This is a genomic window from Psychrobacter sp. ANT_H3 (genome assembly GCF_027919975.1).
In the GTDB taxonomy this organism is placed as follows: Bacteria; Pseudomonadota; Gammaproteobacteria; order Pseudomonadales; family Moraxellaceae; genus Psychrobacter; species Psychrobacter maritimus.
The window spans coordinates 230,518-247,818 of sequence record NZ_JAQISM010000004.1; the positions used below are offsets into that span (position 1 = coordinate 230,518).

The 17,301-nt window shown below is 44.0% G+C and carries 14 protein-coding genes; 5 read left to right on the forward strand and 9 right to left on the reverse strand.

The window, feature by feature from the left end; translation table 11 throughout:
* Window positions 1-806 precede the first annotated feature (806 nt).
* Window positions 807-1,679 (reverse strand): tRNA (guanosine(46)-N7)-methyltransferase TrmB, encoded by an 873-nt coding sequence (gene trmB, locus PG901_RS03795; RefSeq protein WP_271133557.1) that lies wholly within the window; start codon window positions 1,677-1,679, stop codon window positions 807-809.
* 267 nt (window positions 1,680-1,946) lie between these two features.
* On the opposite strand from trmB, the gene PG901_RS03800 reads away from it, so the two are divergent.
* Window positions 1,947-2,876 carry a DUF2628 domain-containing protein gene (locus PG901_RS03800; RefSeq protein WP_271133558.1) on the forward strand — a complete coding sequence of 310 codons (930 nt, stop codon included), beginning with the start codon at window positions 1,947-1,949 and terminating at the stop codon, window positions 2,874-2,876.
* A gap of 13 nt (window positions 2,877-2,889) precedes the next feature.
* Here the strand turns inward: PG901_RS03800 and PG901_RS03805 are convergent, their stop codons facing one another.
* Both PG901_RS03805 and PG901_RS03810 read right to left on the reverse strand, forming a co-directional pair.
* Entirely contained in the window at window positions 2,890-4,776 is a 1,887-nt protein-coding gene (locus PG901_RS03805; protein ID WP_201563311.1) for a monovalent cation:proton antiporter-2 (CPA2) family protein, read from the reverse strand.
* A 75-nt stretch (window positions 4,777-4,851) separates the two neighbouring features.
* The gene (locus tag PG901_RS03810) at window positions 4,852-5,556 is read right to left on the reverse strand and encodes a hypothetical protein (RefSeq protein WP_201625218.1); all 705 of its coding nucleotides are present in this window, start codon (window positions 5,554-5,556) and stop codon (window positions 4,852-4,854) included.
* Between the two features lie 201 nt (window positions 5,557-5,757).
* Between PG901_RS03810 and PG901_RS03815 the strand changes: the two genes are divergently transcribed.
* Complete coding sequence (locus tag PG901_RS03815) at window positions 5,758-6,072, forward strand: hypothetical protein (protein ID WP_271133559.1); 315 nt, start codon at window positions 5,758-5,760, stop codon at window positions 6,070-6,072.
* 64 nt (window positions 6,073-6,136) lie between these two features.
* On the opposite strand, the gene PG901_RS03820 is transcribed toward PG901_RS03815, so the two are convergent.
* The 6 genes from PG901_RS03820 to gmk all read right to left on the reverse strand — a co-directional run bounded on the left by PG901_RS03820 (window position 6,137) and on the right by gmk (window position 14,560).
* Complete coding sequence (locus tag PG901_RS03820; RefSeq protein ID WP_271133560.1) at window positions 6,137-7,330, reverse strand: cation diffusion facilitator family transporter; 1,194 nt, start codon at window positions 7,328-7,330, stop codon at window positions 6,137-6,139.
* 380 nt (window positions 7,331-7,710) lie between these two features.
* Window positions 7,711-10,008: a primosomal protein N' gene (locus tag PG901_RS03825; protein WP_271133561.1), complete on the reverse strand. Its 2,298-nt coding sequence runs from the start codon at window positions 10,006-10,008 to the stop codon at window positions 7,711-7,713.
* 148 nt (window positions 10,009-10,156) lie between these two features.
* Window positions 10,157-10,537: a RidA family protein gene (locus PG901_RS03830; RefSeq protein ID WP_201563303.1), complete on the reverse strand. Its 381-nt coding sequence runs from the start codon at window positions 10,535-10,537 to the stop codon at window positions 10,157-10,159.
* A gap of 158 nt (window positions 10,538-10,695) precedes the next feature.
* Window positions 10,696-12,885, reverse strand: coding sequence for a RelA/SpoT family protein (locus PG901_RS03835; RefSeq protein ID WP_201563301.1), 2,190 nt, complete (start codon window positions 12,883-12,885; stop codon window positions 10,696-10,698).
* 566 nt (window positions 12,886-13,451) lie between these two features.
* Window positions 13,452-13,712, reverse strand: a complete 261-nt coding sequence (gene rpoZ, locus PG901_RS03840) for a DNA-directed RNA polymerase subunit omega (RefSeq protein ID WP_201563299.1) — start codon at window positions 13,710-13,712, stop codon at window positions 13,452-13,454.
* A gap of 221 nt (window positions 13,713-13,933) precedes the next feature.
* Window positions 13,934-14,560, reverse strand: coding sequence for a guanylate kinase (gmk, locus tag PG901_RS03845; RefSeq protein ID WP_271133562.1), 627 nt, complete (start codon window positions 14,558-14,560; stop codon window positions 13,934-13,936).
* A 458-nt stretch (window positions 14,561-15,018) separates the two neighbouring features.
* Here gmk and ispH point away from each other — a divergent pair, with 458 nt between their 5' ends.
* The 3 genes from ispH (at window position 15,019) to PG901_RS03860 (ending at window position 17,145) form a co-directional block, all read left to right on the forward strand.
* A complete protein-coding gene (gene ispH / locus PG901_RS03850; RefSeq protein WP_201563295.1) occupies window positions 15,019-15,975 on the forward strand; it encodes a 4-hydroxy-3-methylbut-2-enyl diphosphate reductase in 957 nt (318 codons plus the stop codon).
* 1 nt (window position 15,976) lies between these two features.
* Entirely contained in the window at window positions 15,977-16,216 is a 240-nt protein-coding gene (locus PG901_RS03855) for a hypothetical protein (RefSeq protein ID WP_271133563.1), read from the forward strand.
* A 113-nt stretch (window positions 16,217-16,329) separates the two neighbouring features.
* Entirely contained in the window at window positions 16,330-17,145 is an 816-nt protein-coding gene (locus tag PG901_RS03860) for a thioesterase family protein (RefSeq protein WP_271133564.1), read from the forward strand.
* Window positions 17,146-17,301 lie beyond the last annotated feature (156 nt).

Here is a 17,301-nt window from a genome sequence, read left to right on the forward strand (position 1 = left end):
AAGCTTAGTTAGCACGTGCTTTTCACGTAATTTTTAAGCCACCCTATTTTATATCACTGTTGATTAGATAAGGCAATTATAACAAAATCCAAGGCCAATATTGAGGGTGCTGGGAGGCTAAACGACAGTGAGTGTCGTATGATGTTCTATTGAAATATTCCTAAAACAGGCTTGTTTTAACTTTCAGTTTTGAACTTGATGACAGGGTCATTTGTCAATAGATTTATGAGTTGTCCACAATAAAAAAGGTATTTTTATTGAGCGCTTGTGAAACATCCATAACGGTTAAATTAATTTAAAAAATATTAAAAATATATTACTTTACTTTCAAATACCGTGTAAGTAATTGATTTTAAACGTTTTTAAAATTGTACAAAAAATGAACGATTTTACCTAACCCTTTAAGCTACCTAGGGAAATACTTGTCAAGTGGCGACTTATACACAGGGTTATCCACAGCTTATGGGGAGAACTCACGAAACCCTTATCCTATCAATGTTTGCGCAGATATGAAATATTGCATGCAAGCCAAATATAGGCTATTTCTGTTTTTGCAACTTTAAATTTAGCCATAAAATTGCTCTCTAACGCCTATGTTTCACATATTGCTTGTGGGTATCTAGTGGATATAGAGCAAGCACTTAAAGGCTCTAACGATTTAAAAGTAGCTCGCACAACGCGCGACGCCTTATATATCAATAGATAAAGTAGGGCAGGAGAGATATTCAGCCACAAAAAAGCGGCTAAGTACTTTATCAGTATCTTAGCCGCTATAGGGCAATATCGCTAGGGTAGTGCTATCGAGATTAGTCTTTAATATAGATTAAATCCCAAACGCCATGTCCGCGCTCTAAACCGCGGCGCTCAAACTTGGTCATTGGACGAAAGTCAGGACGGTCGGTGAAATTACCGGCGCCTGCTTGATTGGTCAGCCCTACAAAACCATCCAACACTTCCACCATCCAAAAGGCATAATGCTCCCAGTCAGTCGCCGTATGGAACCAGCCGCCTTGCTTTAAGCTGCGTGTGACAATCGCCATGCGCTCAGGGCTGACAAAGCGGCGTTTATAATGGCGCTTTTTTTGCCAAGGGTCAGGGAAGTAGAGCTGGATACGATCAATATGGTTTTCTGGTAGCTGTTTCAGCAATTGAATAGCATCACCGTTAATGATTTTAACATTGGTTAAACCTTGTGTACCTGCCATATAAGCGCATTTACCGATACCTGGCTCATGAACTTCGACGCCAACGAAATTGCGCGTCGGCTCAGCAGCGGCCATCTCGATAAATGAATCACCCAAGCCAAAACCAATCTCTACCGTAAGCGGCGCGTCACTGCCGTTAGGGCTATCTGCAAATAGCACTCGCAAATCGTTAATGCCTTCAAGATTGCCATCACCGAAACTGTTATTGACTAAGTAATGCGCAAACTCTGGCGCAGTCAGTGCCAGCTCGGCATTTTTATTCATATGCGTACGGCGTTTCATAAAGGTATTAACGATACGAATGTGTTTGTCCGTTTCCGGCTCGTTTTGGCTGCTAGCATCGGCATCAATGCTAATGGCAGTATCAGTGGTAGCCTGATTTTCAGGGTTCATAGGGTTAGTGCTATTAGGGTTTTGCTCATCAGTAGTATTAGCACCATTGATGTTGTCATTGATATCAGGATGTTGACTCATAGGATTAACAAGGCTTAATTAGGTGGGTAAAGTTGCTTCATTATAAGTGAAATCGTGACCACTGTGAACGGACAATCCAATTTTAGTAAGTTTGTAAGTTTGCCATATATTCTATGTATCGCTACAGTTTCTCTAAATTATACAAGGCCATAGACGGATTTTCTCGATACAGATTGCATATATATGGGTTTTCTATCACTGGCTTTTGGCGTTATCATATAACAATCCTTGATACCCTATTTTTGAGAATCTATAGAGCAGACTGCCATGTTATTTATCGAGACGGATTCGCCGCCCCCTTTTTATCAAGAGCAGCTAACGCCTGAAAAGCGTCAGCAGCTGGATAAATGGTTTATCAGTCAGCGTAGCCAATCATATTATCTTAAGCGCTTTGAGGAATTTGATAAGCAGGGATATCTGTCGCCAAAATGGCATTGGGCGGCGTTTTTTGTCACTTTTCCTTGGCTGCTTTATCGTAAGCGTTATATGGATGCGATTGTTTATAGCGTTGCCGGTTGGTCGTTTATTCAGCTTAACGTCGCACTGGTGTTGGTGGCGTTTGAATTTGTCGCGATGCCTTATATTGCCGATGCTTATCAGATGGCCATACGTATCGCTATTGCGGCGCTGATATGGCTGTTTTGGTCGGTTATGGTTGCACGCTGGACGGACGCTTATTATTACCGTATGGCAAGGCGCGAGATTGCTGATGCTATTAATGATTATCCGCGCGATGAGGCGGCGCAAAAAGCGCATTTGCAAAAAGAAGGTGGGGTCAGCTTATTTGGCTTGGGATTGGGCTTTGGCTTTTTTGCCTTTGCTTTAATGGTAATAAAGGTGCAGTTTTTACCCATTGTTGCCAAGCCCAAAGAAAACGAAGTGTTGTTTGATGCTTACGATACCGCTAAAACAGCGCAAAATCGTGTGGCGCTGGCGTATCGGCAAACAGGGCAGTGTCCTAGCAATCTTCCTTTAGACATGGGTACAGAGCAGGTATATATCGCTATCGACAGCAAAGCAGCTGGCGTGCCAGCAACGGATTGCGCGGTCATAGCTACCATCCAGAACGTTAAGTTTCCGATTCGCTACCTAAATAATCAAACGCTGGTTTTTTATCATGTGCCCGATAGCGATAATTGGAACTGTATGACCTCACTCAATAAAAGACAGGCGCCTAAAGGTTGTAATGAGAACTAAAGATTTTTGACACTTAGGGTTTAGAGTCAGTAGCGAGATCGTCTTTCTCATCGACTGGTATCGCTTGGCTCTTTAGGGCGTCATAAAAATCGGTCAAATCCATTTTACGGGCTTTATCGATATCTTCATCAAATAGACTTTCAAGCTCGGCCATCGCTGACTGTGCCGATTCAATTAAGCTTGCTTCATCACCATAAATTGCTTGCTGACGTTCAATCAAATCATCATCATAATCACGGAAGGTTTGTACCGTCTCGCGTGCCTTTTCTGGTGATATACCGAGTAGCTGTAATGATTCGCGCGACATATCTAAAGACGATAAATAGGTCTCCCGCCAAATATGACGCACACCGACTTCACGCAGGCGATAATAGTGCTGGCGGTCACGGGCGCGTGCTAAGACAATCATATCAGGATAGTTTTTACGCAAATATTGGGCGGTAGTGATAGAACGCTCTAAATCATCGATGGCAAGAATAAAGACGCGTGCTTTTTTAATGCCAGCAGCGCGTAGTATCTCGGGGTTTTTTGGATCGCCATAATAGACTTGGTTACCAAACTTACGCACGAAATCGACGCGATTTGCCGAGCGTTCAATGGCGGTAAATTCGATATTATGCATACGCAGCACACGACCAATAATCTGACCAACGCGCCCAAAACCGGCAATAATCACCTGATGCTCATGATCAGGAATGGCATCGTACTCGCGGCTTGGTTTGCTTTTAGCAAATATTGGCTCACCGATTTTTTCTAATAATAAAAACGCCAGTGGCGTCAGCGCCATAGAAATAGTGACGATAAGATTTAAGGTGTTGGCAAGCTCAGGGCGCAACACATTTTGTGCCGTAGCGACACTAAATAAGACAAAGGCAAACTCACCACCTTGAGCAAGGGTGACGCCCAAGCGGATGCTGGTCGGCCAGCGATTGCCCGATATTTTGGCAATGGCAGTAATAACACCGAATTTAATCACCATTAATGCCATGGCACAGCCGATGATAAAGACAGGCTTTGCTAAGATGAGTTTGACATCGGTCAGCATACCGACCGACATAAAAAACAGCCCAAGCAGCAGCCCTTTAAAAGGCTCGATACTGGCTTCTAACTCATGACGATATTCAGAATCTGCTAACAATACGCCGGTTAAAAAAGCGCCCAATGCCATCGATAGACCGATTTGCCCCATCAAAATAGACACGCCCATGACGATAAATAAGGCGACTGCGGTTAAGAGTTCTGATGCGCCACTAGATGCCACAAATTTAAAGAAAGGTCGAATGATATAACGGCTGGCAAAGATGAGTCCGGCAAAGACGGCAAATACCTTGCCGAAATAAATCAAATCGTAGCTTTGTTCGCGTACTCCTGATAAAAACGGAATAACGGCTAATAAAGGGATAACGGCAATATCTTGGAATAATAAAATGGTAAAGGCTTCACGGCCATGGGTACTTGAAAGCTGCTGTTTTTCTGTCAGGATTTGTAGGACAAAGGCAGTCGATGATAGGGCAAGACCAAATCCGACAATAAAAGCGGTATCAAGCGGCAAGGCAAAAAACTGATGTAACAGCCACATTAATAGCGTGCCAGTCAAACCAACTTGTAAGCCACCAAGGACAAAAATCGAACGCCGTAGCGCCCATAATCGTGAAGGCTGCAGCTCAAGGCCGATGATAAACAGCAGCATGACCACGCCAAACTCAGAAAAATGCAACAAGCTTTCCGCATCGCCTGCGACATCTAAACCACTGGGGCCTAATATCAATCCTGTGATGAGATAACCTAGAACCGTCGCGATGCCAAAACGTTTACCAAGGGGTACAAAGAGCAGGGCTGCTCCCAAGAAAATAGTAGCTTGTAACATTAAATTTGGTGAGCCGGCGGCGGCAGCGAGCATCTGGAATCCTTAGCAGTAACGATAAAATAAGCAGTACAACAGGGTAAATCAATAGTCAAAAATTTTGAACATCGTTTATTTCTTACGATAAATCTTCCATACGCCATTATCTGCCAGCGGATTACTATAAGCATCGTTACGGCGCTTACGCGGTGTCTGCCGACTGTCGACGATTTTAAAATCGGGTAGAGCATGAACGATAAGCCCCGTGCGATAAAAGCGTACGCGCTCAGGCTCTAGCATCTCGCCTTTGTTATCACGGCAAAATACATACGCGCGCAAATCGATAAATTCACGATGTGCCACCAAACGCGCCTCATCATCATTATCAAATACGGCGCTCATACGCGCAATTTCATCAGCGCTGTAATCGCCACATTTATCAGTAAGCGCACCGACCGACCCAAAGCTTTTGGATTCTTTGGCACGGGTCTTGGTCAGATGTAGTCTTTGCACGTGGTAGATAAATTGCGGTATCTCAAGGCTGGCTGGTAGCGGCAGATAATCAGGCGGTAGGTTGGCCGCCGGATAAAACGCCATCGCACGCTCAAGCAGATTATGCCAACGCTGCTGATAGGCTTGGACTTCGGCTAAATTGCCTTCATAAATCGGCATATCACGAATTTGACGCAAAATGTCAGGCGGAAACTGCTCATCTCGAAAGCTGGCAATATCTTCTTGCAGCGTTGATAGCAATGCTTTGGCATGCTTTTTACCCTCGCTTGAGATAGGGTCATCAATGTAGCTAGGAGCAACGAAAGGAGCTGAGCGTCTCGACATGGCAAAAGGTCATCAATTGGTTATGGATAAGGGTTTTAAGCCTTAAGTATACAGAATTTATAGGAAAAATATGGCGGCGCGGCCAAATTTTCCATTATTTTTAACATGCTCTTACAATGATAAAAATCTGCCTGATATAAGCTGATTTGCAATAAAGGTCTTTTATTTATCTTTTTTAAGTCACTTTTTAGGCGCTTTTTTATGAATAATCATTCACCTTCTTCGTCCATATATGATAACTGGCTTGGCTTATTAATAAACTTTGGTAAAATAATTTTAAGGATTATCGGTGCAGGACTGGCGCTGCTATTTGGGTTTTGGTTAATAATGGCATCCAATATGGGACCGGCTTATCTGCCGCACCTCATGAACGGCGCGCTAGATTTTTGGATTCGCATGATATTGTTAGGGTTGGGGCTAAGTATTTGGCTAATAACAGCGCTGTGGATAATTTGGCTGATGCTGCGTTATTGCCAGCACTTTATAAAAAAATATCAATTAAAACGTCGCTCATAACTAACAACCAGATAGGCGACGTCTTAATTGATAATTATATGATTTAATATTTAATGTCTTATGTTTAATGGTTGTGACCAATATGATTGTTGGTATCAGTCGCCTGCTGTGAGATATCGCAAACTAAAGCATCGCTATGCGTCTTAGTTTGCGGATGCGCTAAGCTTTCAACCTGAATGGTCGCATGGTGAATATCAAGCTCAAGGAGGCTTTGCTCTAAACTGGTAATCAGGATACTGGACTCATAAATACTCATTTCGCCATCGACGACCACGTGACACGATAGGGCGTTGAGACCGCTGGTGATACTCCAAACATGCAGGTCATGGACTTGTCGTACTTGTGGGTGGGCAAGTAATTTGTCTTCGACCTCAACTAGCGATATACCTTCTGGCGTACCTTCCATCAAGATATGGACCGAATCACGGACGACGCGGTAACCACTAAACAAAATCAATATGGCGACAATCACCGAGGCCGCCGCATCCGCCCAAATCCAGCCAAAGCTCATCATCAAAAGCGCGGCAACAATAGCGGCAACCGAACCCATTAAGTCACTTAATACATGCAAATAAGCACTTTGCATATTCAGATTGACCGGTGCTTTGCCCGCATTTTTTCCTTGACTGTCCTCATTACTGCCTGCATGACTGTGACCATGCGCATCTGTGCCCCGACTGCCACGGTGCATCAGCCAAGCGACCAGAATATTGACCAACATACCAATGGTAGCAACGATAAGCATGCCTTGGGTCGCAATCTCAGGTGGCGAATTAAAGCGTTTAATCGCCTCATAAAAAATCATGATGGCAATAATAACCAACGTCGCACCATTGACCGTTGCCACTAAAATCTCAAAGCGTTTATAACCAAAGGTCTTTTGATGGGTGGCGGCTTTTTCACCAATTTTAAATGCCATCAATGTCGCGCCAAGGGCCACCGCGTCACTGAGCATATGACCAGCATCAGACAGCAGCGCCAAACTACCAGTAAGCCAGCCGCCGATGGCTTCGACAAACATATAGGCAGTAATAATGATAAAGCTAAACAGCAAGGTACGCTGATAGCCTTTGGTATCGCGTGGTGCAACCGTCTGTTCTAGGTGTTCATCGTGGTCGTGATTGTCTTGATTATCGTCAGTATAACTGTCTTTAGTATAATGACCTTCTGCATCCTTTTGGCCGTGCTTATGGTTATCAGCCGCAGCATTCTCATGAGAATGGTCATTTTTTTCAGATTTTGGGTGATTTTGATTCATAACAACACTCAGGATGATAGAAGGTGAAATTTGATTGCTTATAAAGCTTTGATTGCTCATAAAGCTGGGCTTGCTGTGCTCAAACCAGACAGATATAAAGAATTTAGCACATTTAATAAATGCTTGCTGTATCTAGGCAGTAAACGATGAATGACCTATTTTGAAAAGCGTTGGTTAGTGACTGCAAGCTATATAGTCAGCTTCATATAAAGAAGATACAGTGAAACTGGAATGAATTTTTTGTAACCTCTGTCGGCGTAGGCACAGCAAGCTAGAAAAATTCGTACCAGTTTCACGTTGTCAGATAACGTATCCATTTTATTTAGTACTGAATATAGCGTGATAATTCTAGTTAAAGAACCATGCTAAGAAATTGGATATTACCAGCCAACAGGGTCAATATCCAAGGTCAGCTTCAGATATTTGGCGCTTGGCAGGGCAAGTACAGGTTGCCACCAGTGATGTAATACCCGATGTAATTGCTGTCTGTCTTTGCCTAACAGCAGTAACTGCACGTGGTAGCGACTGTTCTTTTTACTCATTGGCGCATCGATAGGACCGAGGACAGCAAGATTATGCCCATTTGGCAAAATAGCAATCGCATCTTTAAGCGCTTGCGTTGTGGCGGCAAGGGTTTTGCCTTCACAGCGTATTAGGGCAGCATAACTATGAGGCGGCAAGCCCATCATTTTACGCTCTTGCAATAGCTCGCGAGCAAATGAAAGATAACCATCTCTCACCAGTTTTAATAACAGCTCATTATCTGGTTGCAGGGTTTGAATCAATACGCGCCCCGATTTATCACCGCGACCGGCACGCCCTGCGACCTGAACCATCAGTTGTGCGGTATGTTCCGGTGAGCGAAAGTCGGCTGATAAAAAGCCGCGATCAGCATTGGGTAAACAAACAAGCGTAACATTGGGGAAATGATGACCTTTGGCGACCATTTGCGTACCGACTAAGATGGCAGGCTTGCCTTCATTGATACGCTGATAGATATTTTCCCAGCTGTCTTTACGTCTGGTGGTATCGCGATCGATTTGGATAATGGGGTACAGCTCTTTACTGGTTTGCGGATTGGCAAAAATCGCATGCAAGTTTTCGCTGAGCCTTGTAGTGCCCATTCCTTTGGCATCCAAATTTTGACTGCCACAATCAGGACAAACCGTTGGAATATAGGCTTGCCAATCGCAGTGGTGGCATTTTAAATATGAGCTGCTTGAATAGGAATTAGATGGCGATTGGCTATTATAATGAACGGTTAAATGCGCGTCACAGCGTGGACAATCTGCTTGCCAACCGCAAGCTTCGCATAGCAAAACTGGCGCATAGCCGCGACGATTTAAAAATATTAATACTTGATCGCCAGCCTCTAGCGTTTGCCGTATTGCGCCAATCAGCGCATCGGTCAGCCCCGTATCATAGCGTGCGCCTTCGTCCGTCGTTTGTTGATGCGTACTTTGCAGGCGCGCATCAATCAGCTGCATGCTGGCAAGCTTGGCATTACCGGGGCGAGTTTGCAATTGGCACTCTACCAGCTTGCCATCATCGACCAGTTTTAGATGCTCAAGAGAAGGGGTGGCTGTACCAAGGACGACGGGGATATTGGCTTGTAGTCCGCGATAAAGCGCGACGTCGGCGGCATGATAGCGCAGCGTATCTTGCTGCTTATAAGAGCCATCATGCGCTTCATCAACCACAATTAAGCCCAAATCTGCAAAGGGATAGAGCACCGCTGAGCGCGTTCCAATGATAATCTGCGCATGACCGGTACGGCAATCTTGCCAGCCTTGCAGGCGATGGGTATTGTTCATTCCCGAATGCAATAAAACAATATGAGCGGCAAAGCGACTGGCAAAACGCGCGCGCGTCTGCGGCGTGAGTCCAATCTCTGGCACCAAAATCAAAACTTGCTTGCCGGCTTCTAAGACCGCTTGCATCGCTTGCAAGTAGACTTCGGTCTTGCCACTACCGGTGATACCGTTTAACAAAAATCCCGTATAGCGATTAGCTTCATGAGCAGCAATAATCGCAGTAACGGCAAGCTGTTGCTCTTCATTAAGGTCAAGGGGCATGGTTGCTAATTTAACAGGAGCAGGTGCTTGTTTATTCTGAATATAACGCTCGATAAGGCCTTTTTCTTCTAGCGCTTTTAAGAAACTGCGCTGCATCCCTTCTAAGAGCAAAATGTCTTCACTAGCGCCCTGCTCACCGTGTAGTTTAAGCATCTCAAATTGTTGCTTTTGCTTTTTTGCATTGGCGCGAAAATCGTCGTCGCTTACATGCGGTAAAATGCGCCAATGGGTAATCAGCAAGTCTAGCGGCTTACCTTGCCGCACGAGGGTTGGCAACATCACCGCTAAGACATCACCGAGCGGATAGTGATAATAACGCGCCAGCCAATGCGCCAGCTTTAGCATATTGTTATCTAAAATTGGCTCAGCATCTAAGCATTTATTAATAGGTTTAAGCTTATTGAGAGGTACGTCGCTATCCGCTGCAGCAATATGAGCAATAACGATACCGATTAAGGTTTGACGACCAAAGGATACTTCGACACGGCTACCAATGGGCGGTATATGAGCTGAAGTGCTATACGGCAACGCGCTGCTATCTGCTGGCAAGCTGTAGTCAAACACCCGATAAAGGGGCACGGGTAGCGCAACTTGTAGCAACATAAAAGGGCTTCGCAGTCTTATCAGGTGAATAGGGAGTAGGAAGAAAGGTTAAGAGATAAATAGATAAAGACCAATAAGCTTAGCACGATGCTAAGCTTATTATCATTGAACATAAAGCCGTAGAGCTTACCAAAGCTCAATAGCCATCTTATTCAATATACATAATAGATTCAATTTCAACCACGCCGCCTTTAGGTAGGGCGGCAACTTGTACGGCTGCGCGGGCAGGGTATGGCTCGCTTAAATTCGCAACGAATACTTCGTTTAACGCGGCAAAGTCATTTAAATCGGTTAAAGAAACATTGAATTTGACCACATCATTTAAGCTGCCGCCAGCTGCTTCACAAATGGCTTTGATATTCTCAAATACTTGCTTCGCTTGCGCTTCAAAACCTTCTTTTAGCTCCATGGTCTCAGGGTCAAAACCCAATTGACCTGAAATATAAACAGTATTACCCACTTTTACTGCTTGTGAATAGGTACCAACGGCGGCTGGTGCTTTATCGGTTTGAATGGTTTGACGAGTCATATTATATCCTTATGATATTTTTTGATGTTTATTTGGTTGAACAGTTAGCAAAAATTTCAGGCTGCGTTAAACGCTTAAAATTAAATGTAAAGGTTAATGCCTAACGCTTAAACGGCATAGGTAAAAGGGATAGATTTTGACATTTATTTTAACTGATTTTATAATTGGTATAGCCGGATAATATTAGGGAAGCCAAGCAATGAGCGTAATTCGCGAATACCTTGCGCTAAATGATTGCGACTACGCACCACGATATGAATAATGGTATCACTGCTACGTACATCGACCTTTTCGACCCCGATATTTAACTGGCGCAGATGATAAATCACTTCACTGATTTGCTCATCACTGAGAGCAATTGAGAGCTTAAGGTAAGCAGGGAAACGGATTTTGCTACCGTGTTCGTCTGAGTCGCTTTGCTTAATTGCTTTATCGTTACGCCAGCGCAACTGAATAACTTGATAAGGATTGTCTTTACGGATATCGTCCAATGAAAAGCATTTATGTCGATGGACAACCAAACCATGACGCGATAAATGGCCAACGATAGGGTCGCCATAAATCGGGTGACAGCAATTGGCAAAATCAAGCTCGACGCCTGAGGCATTGACAATCAGTTGCTGCGGCTGGGTCATATCATCGATATGTTCTTGCGATTGAATATCACTGACCTCATCGCTAAACAAACGGGTGACCACCAGTTGCGGCAGTAACGTACCGGAGCTTATTTGCTCAAATAGTGCATCTTTTTCTGTCAAACCGCGCCATTCGGTGAGGTTTTTCCAGTCACTTTCGCTTAAATCATCGAGGCTTTTCTGATACGTTTTTAATGCGCGGTCTAAAGCTTGCATGCCATGATGCTGCTTATCTGCAGGAGATAAGTCTTTAAACCAGCGCAAAATCTCTACCCGGGCTTTATTGGTGACCACAAAGCCAAGCCATTCCGCTTTTGGCTCAGAGTGACTGTTTACTTCAATCTCGACCAATTGACCGTTTTTAAGTACCGTGCCGAGTTTCGCATGTTTGTTATCGACATTGGCACCGACGGCGACATTGCCGACCATAGGTCCAACGGCATAAGCAAAGTCGAGCGCAGTTGCCCCCTGCGGTAGCTCATAGGCGCGCCCCTGCGGACTGTAGCAGATGATTTTACTCGAGTGCAGATAATCCATCAGCTCATTAATGGTGGAGACCGCCGCTGAAAAGTCAGGGCTGTCCTCATCTAAGCTGTCTTCATCGTCGACCAAGTCTTTCATATTGCGTAATGACGCTTGAATGACCGATTGACTGACATCTGAGGCGTGTTCTGCGCCAATAACGCCAAGCCTTGCCGCGTTCTGCATTTGCTTGGTTAAAATCGTCACTTTAACAAAATCATTATCGCGCTCATAGATAAGGGTCAGCGACTGATTACCACCCGGTAGCGGGCGGCGAATATTATCAGCGATATGGCTGTCATCAATCTGATATTTTTTAATCAGGTAGTAAGCCAATTTGTCACAGGCTTCGATATTATCAAGGACAATCTCAAACGCATAATGGCGCAACAGCGCATTGATTTCACCGCGATTACGGAAAAACTGGCGAAAGATAACGACGCGATTGTCTAAGACTTTAACCATGCCATTCAGACCAAGATTATTTAGAACAATACTTAAATAGCGATGAATGGCCTCTCTTTGAAAATTACGCCCAAGTCCATGTTGTAGCAGCTTATCAGACAGCTTGTTATACATATCTGAGTCAAGGTTACGATAGCAAAGCACTTCGATATAATCGGCAATGTCATTGAGACCCATTAAGCGTGCAAAGGGCACATAAAAATCCAGGGTTTCTTGCGCAGTGGTGCGCTGTTTTTCTGGGCGTACCGCATCCAGCGTCGACATATTATGTAGGCGATCAGCGAGTTTGATAATCAATACCCGCGGATCGGCGAGGGTGGCAGTTAGGATTTTATGAAAGGTTGCCGCTTTATTTTCTTGTTTATTATGGGTCGATGATTTTAATTTGGTCACACCGTCGACCAGTCTTGCCACTATTTTGCCATAACGCTGCTGAATCTGCTCAGCACTGATCTCGGTATCTTCGACCGTGTCATGGAGGATGGCTGCAATAATCGTATCGCGATCCAAGCGAAAGCCTGCCAATATTTCGGCAACGGCAATCGGATGAGTGATATAAGGCTCCCCTGATTTACGCTTGTCTTTGATATGAGCAATGTCACCGAACTCACAGGCATCAATAATATCACTACGTTCAGCCGCAGTGAGATAACCTACTGAGCGCAGCAGATTATATTGAGCGTCATCGACTAAAGGATGACTGAGTTTGGGTAAGGTTTGACTCATAAAGCGGCGATCCTATTTTCCAATACCTATTTGTCAGTTCAAGACGGTTTCTTGGTTCTAGACTGTCTGGGTAAATGGTGACTGAATGAATGCTGACCTACGCTATCAAAGCTTAAAGACATCAAAGCTTAAAGACGCAGAGCTAAAAAAGGGGCAGACCACCCTCTAATTAATCGTAAATCGCATTCAATGTCAACTGCTAAGCGAGTAGGCTATGCAAAAATTAAGAAATTCCCACTCAATGGTAGGATTTTCGCTATAAACGGTGGTTAAAATTGCTAACTGTTTAATATATAGTCGATTTAATCTAAAAAATTACAACATACTGCTGGGATAAGTTTTTCGCAGCCTCTAGAGCGCACAGCAAGCAAGGGAAGTTTATCCCAACAGAACGCTATTTCGTTTTGAATTGACTATAATAACTTAGCATTACATAAGTAACGTCATCAATAGCCTTACAACCAAAAAACCACAGCCTATGCTGTGGTTTTTATTAATCAGGAATGTCATCACTTGATAAAGTGGTCATACAGACTAAGCACTAAAAGCTGGCTGATAAAGCCTTATTAGAAGCTATGATCGCCTGATAATGCTAAATCTAATGAGCTTGTAGCAAAGTTATGATCTGGCTGATTTAAAATGTCACGGGTGATTTTGCCCGCAGCTATTTCACGCAAGGCCAATACGGTAGGCTTGTCGTTATCAACGTCAACCAACGGTTCAGCAATACCTTTGGCCAACTGACGGGCGCGCTTGCTTGCGACCAATACCAGCTCAAAGCGATTATCAACATTATCCAAACAATCTTCAATCGTCACTCGTGCCATAAATAGCTACCTCGGTTGTTTTTATTAGTCACGGAGCTTGTCCGTCACTCAATAAAAATAATATCAAAAATACAAAAGGGGGATAGCTAGGCATTATAGCATTTTTTGTTTAAGCGCGTGGTTGCTTTTTATATCGGCTGCTACTTATATCTACGCCGCCGCGCGCAATGCCCAGATAAGAAGACAGATAATGCGATTTTAGCATTCCCTTTTATTTGTAGCTACTCTTCTACTTTAGTACTCAGTAAGTTAGTAATGGTGCGATGATAACGCTGCTGTTGGCGTTTAAGCGTCTGTCTATCAGCGACGATAACGGCTTTGAGCTCAGTCAGTGCTACTTCGAAATTGTCATTAATAATCACAAAATCAAAATGTACGTATTGTGCCATCTCAGTGACTGCGCCTGCCAAACGCTGCTCGATGACCTCTATCGTATCTTGTGCGCGCGTCGATAGACGTTGACGTAAGGTAGCAATACTTGGCGGCAAAATGAAAATCATCGTCGCGTCGGTGAAGATTTTTTTCACTTGTAGCGCTCCTTGCCAATCAATCTCTAAGATGACATCGACGCCGGCTTCTAACTGCGTGCGTACGCTTTGCTCTGAGGTACCATAATAATTGCCAAACACTTCGGCATGTTCTAAAAACTTGCCTTCACCGATGGCGGTGACGAATTTATCAACATCGGTAAAATGATAATGATGACCATCAATCTCACCGGGACGCGGGGCGCGCGTGGTGTGCGACACGCTGACAGTCAAATCATTAGTAGTAGCCAATAACTGCTTTACCAGTGAAGTCTTGCCTGTACCCGAGGCAGCGGTAATAATAAATAATGAACCTGTCATACGGTATTTCCTAATGAAGTGTTTCCTAATGAAGTCTGTTCTAATGCAATTTGCTCTAATAAAGTGTGTCCTAGCAAAATCTAGGCTCGTAAAAATCTGTACGGCTAAAAGACCCAAAACTGTCTTAGTAAATGGCTAAAAACTGGTAAAAATAAAAAACGCCATCAGGTATGGCGCTAGAGACTTATATTGAATGGTAATCGATGCCTTATTATAAACTGCTTTTAGGGCTTTTATTTTATTTAGCGCCAGTTTTTCATTACTTAGCTGTTGTTCTGAAGTGATTTTTAAATGAAAAGGCGCTTTAGCCAATGTATTGTTAATTTAAAACATGGCTATTTTCAAAGGCAATAAAAGCAAATTATGCTAAAGTAGAGCATTGATTTTATCCCAGTTTTTAATGTGAAGCTGTTTGATATTTAGCTTTAACTATAAATTATCTAATGATAGGCCTTCTTATGCAAATTTATCTTGCCAATCCACGTGGATTTTGTGCTGGTGTAGATCGCGCGATTGCGATAGTGAACGAAGCATTGACACGTTTTGAGCCACCCATTTATGTGCGTCATGAAGTCGTCCATAATAAATTTGTGGTGTCTGATTTGGCCAATCGCGGTGCGGTGTTTGTTGAAGAGCTGCATGAAGTACCTGATGGTTCAATCGTTATTTTCTCAGCTCATGGCGTCTCAAAAGCGGTGGAAGATGAAGCACAGCGCCGTGACTTAACGGTATTTGATGCGACTTGTCCGCTCGTTACCAAGGTACATATCGAAGTGGCAAAATTTGCTCAAGACGGTATGGATGCGGTATTGATTGGTCATGCAGGACACCCTGAAGTGGAAGGCACCATGGGGCGCTTTAATCGTCGCCACGGCGGTGAGATTCATTTAGTCGAAAATGAAACCGATGTCGAAGCATTGACTGTACAAAATGCTGAGCACTTAGCTTTTGTTACCCAAACAACTTTATCTATGGATGACACCGCGCGCGTTATCGATGCATTGCGTGAAAAATTCCCGAGTATCCAAGGTCCGCGTAAAGACGATATCTGCTATGCCACCCAAAACCGCCAAGATGCGGTCAAAGATTTAGCCGGTCGCTGTGAGGTGGTCTTAGTAGTTGGTTCGCCAAACTCATCCAACTCTAACCGTTTGCGTGAATTGGCCGAGCGTATGGATTGCCGTGCTTATCTGATTGATAACGCCACCGAGATGGATAAACGTTGGTTTGATGGGATACAAAGTGTCGGTGTGACCGCTGGGGCGTCAGCACCCGAAGTGTTGATTCAAGAAGTGCTACAGCAGCTGCAAGATTGGGGCGGTGATTTACCGAGTGAGCTGTCAGGTATCGAGGAAAATGTCACTTTTAGTTTGCCGAAAGCCTTACGTATTCCGGTCACGCAAGTAGGTAAATAACATGAAAAAGCAGAAGTTTGTCTTGGCAGAGGCGTCGCTTGATGAGATTAATAAGCAATTAAGAATCAATATGTTTACCATTGTCATGTTGATATTGGTGCTTTTTATGAATATCGCGCAGTTTATGAGAGATTACAGCCTGCTATATGGTGCGCTTATTGCCATTATGGCTTTTTTTCTATTTGTAATGGCCAAAAGTCGCACGCTGCTGACGATGAGAAAACAAGAGCTTACCAAATAAGTTATATATACAGGTAAGCTAAGTTTAACTATATTTATAACAACATTGACTTCTCACGGCGATTAAAAGTACTGAGTCAACAAAAAAGATTGGATTAAAGGTTAAGGATATTCATGTCAGCTTACTATCATTTTATCAAACGCGAACAGCAAGAAGGCGGCGTCAGCGTTGCCCATTATCAGCCAACCAAGCATGCACAAGGCGCTTGGAATGAGCATGAGCAGCATATGGCACCAGCGACAGGATTGCTGACAGCGGAGCTCCAAGGCTATGCACCGCAAGCCAACACCCGTATTGCCCGTATTAGCCTAGATATTTTAGGCTTGATTCCACTTGATGATTTTACGATTACCACCCGTTGTATCCGTCCGGGTAAGACCATTGAGTTGATTGAAGCGGTCATGAGTAGTCGCGGCCGTGATGCGATTATTGCGCGTGCATGGCGTCTTATGACCCAAGATACCAGTGAGATTGCCGGACTTGAAGATCAAAAAGCTCGGTATCAACCTGAAGAGTTACCGGTTTGGGAAGATATGAAAGGCTGGCCGGGCGGTTTTATCGAAAGCGTACGCTTAGTGGCTGATCCAGACCGTCGTCCTGGTCGTGGTATGGTATGGATCACCAACGATGTCGAGATGGTAGAGGGCGTGCCTACTGATGATTTGGTGCATCTACTAGGCATGGTCGATACCGCCAATGGCGTGGTGCCACGCCTCGGTCTTGGGTTATCGCAGTTAGAGTGGATGTTTCCCAATACGGATTTACAAATCCATATGCATCGTATCCCAACAGGTAAATGGCTTGGTATCGAAGCCATGCAGCAATACGGCAATGATGGCATAGGGCTGACTAGCGCCGTGCTGCATGATATACATGGTCCATTTGGTCGTAGCGAGCAAATCTTGACCATTCGTCCGATACCGCGCTAATTTTAACCTGATATCTTTGGCTAGCTGAACTTAAGTGAGCCATTGTAGCTTTTAATAGCATCCTAGTTTTTAGTAACATCTAACATTGTGAAGCAGCTTTTATTAAACAGCTAGATATCAGTCTATGTTATATAAAATAAATGAAAATTATGTAAT

Excerpts from the sequence above, each read along its gene's own strand:
- rpoZ (WP_201563299.1), bottom strand. The coding sequence starts at position 13,712 with ATGGCACGAGTGACGATTGAAGATTGTTTGGATAATGTTGATAATCGC.
- PG901_RS03835 (WP_201563301.1), bottom strand. The coding sequence starts at position 12,885 with ATGAGTCAAACCTTACCCAAACTCAGTCATCCTTTAGTCGATGACGCT.
- trmB (WP_271133557.1), bottom strand. The coding sequence starts at position 1,679 with ATGAGTCAACATCCTGATATCAATGACAACATCAATGGTGCTAATACT.
- PG901_RS03860 (WP_271133564.1), top strand. The coding sequence starts at position 16,330 with ATGTCAGCTTACTATCATTTTATCAAACGCGAACAGCAAGAAGGCGGC.
- PG901_RS03855 (WP_271133563.1), top strand. The coding sequence starts at position 15,977 with ATGAAAAAGCAGAAGTTTGTCTTGGCAGAGGCGTCGCTTGATGAGATT.
- gmk (WP_271133562.1), bottom strand. The coding sequence starts at position 14,560 with ATGACAGGTTCATTATTTATTATTACCGCTGCCTCGGGTACAGGCAAG.
- PG901_RS03820 (WP_271133560.1), bottom strand. The coding sequence starts at position 7,330 with ATGAATCAAAATCACCCAAAATCTGAAAAAAATGACCATTCTCATGAG.
- PG901_RS03825 (WP_271133561.1), bottom strand. The coding sequence starts at position 10,008 with ATGTTGCTACAAGTTGCGCTACCCGTGCCCCTTTATCGGGTGTTTGAC.
- PG901_RS03805 (WP_201563311.1), bottom strand. The coding sequence starts at position 4,776 with ATGCTCGCTGCCGCCGCCGGCTCACCAAATTTAATGTTACAAGCTACT.
- ispH (WP_201563295.1), top strand. The coding sequence starts at position 15,019 with ATGCAAATTTATCTTGCCAATCCACGTGGATTTTGTGCTGGTGTAGAT.
- PG901_RS03810 (WP_201625218.1), bottom strand. The coding sequence starts at position 5,556 with ATGTCGAGACGCTCAGCTCCTTTCGTTGCTCCTAGCTACATTGATGAC.
- PG901_RS03800 (WP_271133558.1), top strand. The coding sequence starts at position 1,947 with ATGTTATTTATCGAGACGGATTCGCCGCCCCCTTTTTATCAAGAGCAG.
- PG901_RS03830 (WP_201563303.1), bottom strand. The coding sequence starts at position 10,537 with ATGACTCGTCAAACCATTCAAACCGATAAAGCACCAGCCGCCGTTGGT.
- PG901_RS03815 (WP_271133559.1), top strand. The coding sequence starts at position 5,758 with ATGAATAATCATTCACCTTCTTCGTCCATATATGATAACTGGCTTGGC.